Source organism: Chitinimonas sp. BJB300, from assembly GCF_002735695.1.
Taxonomy (GTDB): domain Bacteria; phylum Pseudomonadota; class Gammaproteobacteria; order Burkholderiales; family Chitinimonadaceae; genus Chitinimonas.
This window is the reverse complement of record NZ_PDZH01000236.1, coordinates 1-3,217: the sequence shown is the minus strand read 5'-3', so window position 1 is coordinate 3,217 and position 3,217 is coordinate 1. Positions and strand designations below refer to the sequence as shown.

Annotated in this window: 2 protein-coding genes; both read left to right on the top strand. The window is 61.9% G+C overall.

What is annotated here, in order from left to right; all coding sequences use genetic code 11:
• The coding region (locus CSQ89_RS20645) for a toprim domain-containing protein (RefSeq protein ID WP_099407869.1) at positions 1–2,249 on the top strand (2,249 nt) is incomplete at its 5' end.
• Position 2,250: 1 nt separating this feature from the next.
• A partial coding sequence (xerC, locus tag CSQ89_RS20640) for a site-specific tyrosine recombinase XerC (RefSeq protein ID WP_099407870.1) occupies positions 2,251–3,217 on the top strand: 967 nt, incomplete at its 3' end.

Below are 3,217 nucleotides of genomic sequence, written 5' to 3'. Positions count from 1 at the left end.
CAATGACCTTCTGGTGTGCGGGCTACCGCAATGTAACGGCCAGCTATGGCACACAGGGATTCACCGATACCCATTTAGCCGCCTTCCAACGGCATGGCATTGAGCGGGTGCTGATTGCCTATGACCGCGACGAGGCAGGTGAACGGGCGGCAGCGGAGTTGGCCAAGCGCCTGCAAGCGGCAGGCTTTGGGGTTTATCGTATCCCGTTCCCCAAGGGCATGGACGCCAATGATTACGCGCTTAAAGTCCAGCCAGCGGCGAAATCGCTGGGGCTGTTGATTCGCAAGGCGGCATGGCTCGGTGATGGGCAAGCGCCAAAGCGGCCGATACAGGCAGCCTGCGAAACGGAAGCCATCACAGCAGGACGCAAAATGCCCGAGCCGGACAGCCCGCCCATTTTAGCCGCTAAAAAAATGGCCGAGCCTGTGATTGCGCTGCCGGCAGCAGCGGTGCCACCTGCGTCGGCGTGTGATGTGAACGCCGAAGTCAGCGAGCAGGAAGTGGTGATGCGGTTTGGCGAAGGCGACACAGGGCGTCGCTGGCGGATACGCGGCTTGCCGAAAAACCTTGCGGTGGGCGTACTCAAGGTCAACCTGATGGTGTCACAGGCCGACGCATTCCATGTCGATACCCTGGACCTGTACGCTGCCCGGGCGCGCGCCGTGTTTGTGCAGCAGGCGGCAGCGGAACTGCGGATGCAGGAGGCGGTGCTCAAGGCTGAACTGGGCCGCGTGCTCTTGAAGCTGGAGCAGGTACAGGACGACACGATACGTGAGGCGCTGGAACCCAAGGCACCGCCTGTGCCGGCCATCAGCGAGGATGAACAGCAAGCCGCGCTGGCCCTGTTGCGCACGCCCGACCTGTTAGGGCGGGTGCTGGCGGACTTCGAGCAATGCGGCATCGTTGGCGAAGCGACCAACAAGCTGACCGCCTATTTAGCCGCCACCAGCCGCAAGTTGGACCGACCGTTGGCGGTGGTGGTGCAATCATCCAGCGCAGCGGGTAAATCCAGTCTGATGGATGCGGTGCTGGCGTTTATGCCACCGGAAGAGACCGTGCGCTACTCCGCCATGAGCGGACAAAGCCTGTTCTACATGGGTGAGACCAATCTCAAGCACAAGGTGCTGGCGATTGCCGAAGAGGAAGGCGCGAGCCGGGCCAGCTATGCCTTGAAGCTGCTGCAATCGGATGGCGAGTTGACGATGGCGTCTACCGGCACCGACGCCAACGGCAATCTGGTGGCGCAGGAATACCGGGTGGAAGGCCCGATGAGCCTGTTCATGACCACCACGGCCATCGATATCGACGAAGAACTATTGAATCGCTGCTTAGTGCTCTCCGTCGACGAAGGCCGCGAGCAGACAGCGGCGATCCATCGTCGCCAACGGGAACGGCGCACCTTGGCCGGCTTCATGGGCAAGGAAACCAAGGACGCCGTGCTGGCGCTGCACCGCAATGCCCAGCGCCTGTTGCGTCCCCTGGCGGTGGTCAATCCGTATGCGGACCAACTGACCTTCCTGGACGATCGCACGCGGACGCGACGAGATCATGAAAAGTACCTCTCCTTGATCGACACGATCGCCTTGCTGCACCAGTACCAACGCCCGATCAAGACGTTCACCGCTGCCGGTCGCCAGGTGGAATACATCGAGGTGACGCCGCAGGACATCGCCCAAGCCAATACGCTGGCGCATGAAGTGCTGGGCCGCAGCCTGGACGAATTGCCACCACAGACCCGCAAGCTCTTGGCCTGTGTTCAACAGCTGGTGCGCGAGCGTGCCGACACCGCGCAATTACTGGTGCAGGACATCCGCTTCAGCCGCGCCGAGGTGCGTCACGCCAGCGGGCTATCGGATACCCAATGCCGCCTACATCTGGATAGGTTGGCAGCGCTGGAGTACCTGCTGGTACATCGCGGTTGCCGTGGGCAAAGCTTCGAGTACGAATTGCTGTTTGATGGTGATCTGGCGGCGCACGGTCCGCAATTGGCCGGGCTACTGGATGCAGCCCAGCTGATGACTACAGGTACGACAGACAGTTCGCGGGGTGAACACCCCCAGTTCGCGGGGTCAACGCGGCCCCAAAACGGCCCGGTTGCGGTGGCAACGCGCAATGAGCTATCCGCTCAAACTTCAACGCTGACAAGGCTCATAACGAATGAGCCCAATACCTTGCCAGAAACGCGCCACCCCCTGTCCTGCGAAACAAGATCGTACACGCAGCCGGCCGTAGTGGTAACTGGGGTGTGAGATGCCGCGCAAAGGCCAGAAACTCAAGACGCGCAAACCGGCAGCGGTCAAGCCAGCCGGTTCCAGAAAACGCGAGATCGACCCCTTGGGGCACTTGGCGCTGACGCAGTATATGGAAGCGCACTTCGAATGGATGCTGATAACGGGCTACTCGCGGGACACGGTGCGCGCCCGGCGCATCGCTATCCGCCGCTTCATCGTCTGGTGCGACGAGCGCGGCATTGCGCAACCAGCCGATATCACCAAGCCGGTGCTGGAACGTTACCAACGGCATTTGTTCTACTACCGCAAGCCGGACGGGGCACCGCTGACGCTGGGCAGCCAACACGGTGCGCTGGCCCCACTCAAGACATGGTTCAAATGGCTGGCCCGGCAAAACCATCTACTCTACAACCCGGCCAGCGAGTTGGATTTACCGAAGATACCGAAGCGCCTGCCGCGCGCCATCCTGAGCGTGCAGGAAGTGGAAGCCATCCTGGCCGAAGCCGATGCGGCCACGCCCTACGGCCTGCGCGACCGTGCCATGTTGGAATTGCTGTACAGCACGGGTCTGCGCCGCATGGAAATCGCCGGGCTGGCTTTGTATGACGTCGATTCGAACCGGCGTCTGGTGTTTGTGCGTGTGGGCAAGGGCGCGAAAGACCGGGTGGTGCCAGTCGGCAAGCGGGCGCTAGCGTGGCTGGACCGTTACCTGTTCGAAAGCCGACCGCAACTGCTCGCGGTCCCGCATGAAGCGCTGTTCATCACGGACTATGGCGAGCCAGTCAGTCCGGCCTTCGTGGCGGATCGGGTCAAGCGCTATATGGACTTCGCCGAGGTCAAGAAACCGGGCGCGACCCATTTGCTGCGCCACGCGATGGCCACGCACATGTTGGAGGCTGGCGCGGACGTGCGCGTGCTGCAAGCGCTGCTGGGCCATGCCAATCTGAACACCACCGAGATTTACACCCACGTCAGCATTGACCATC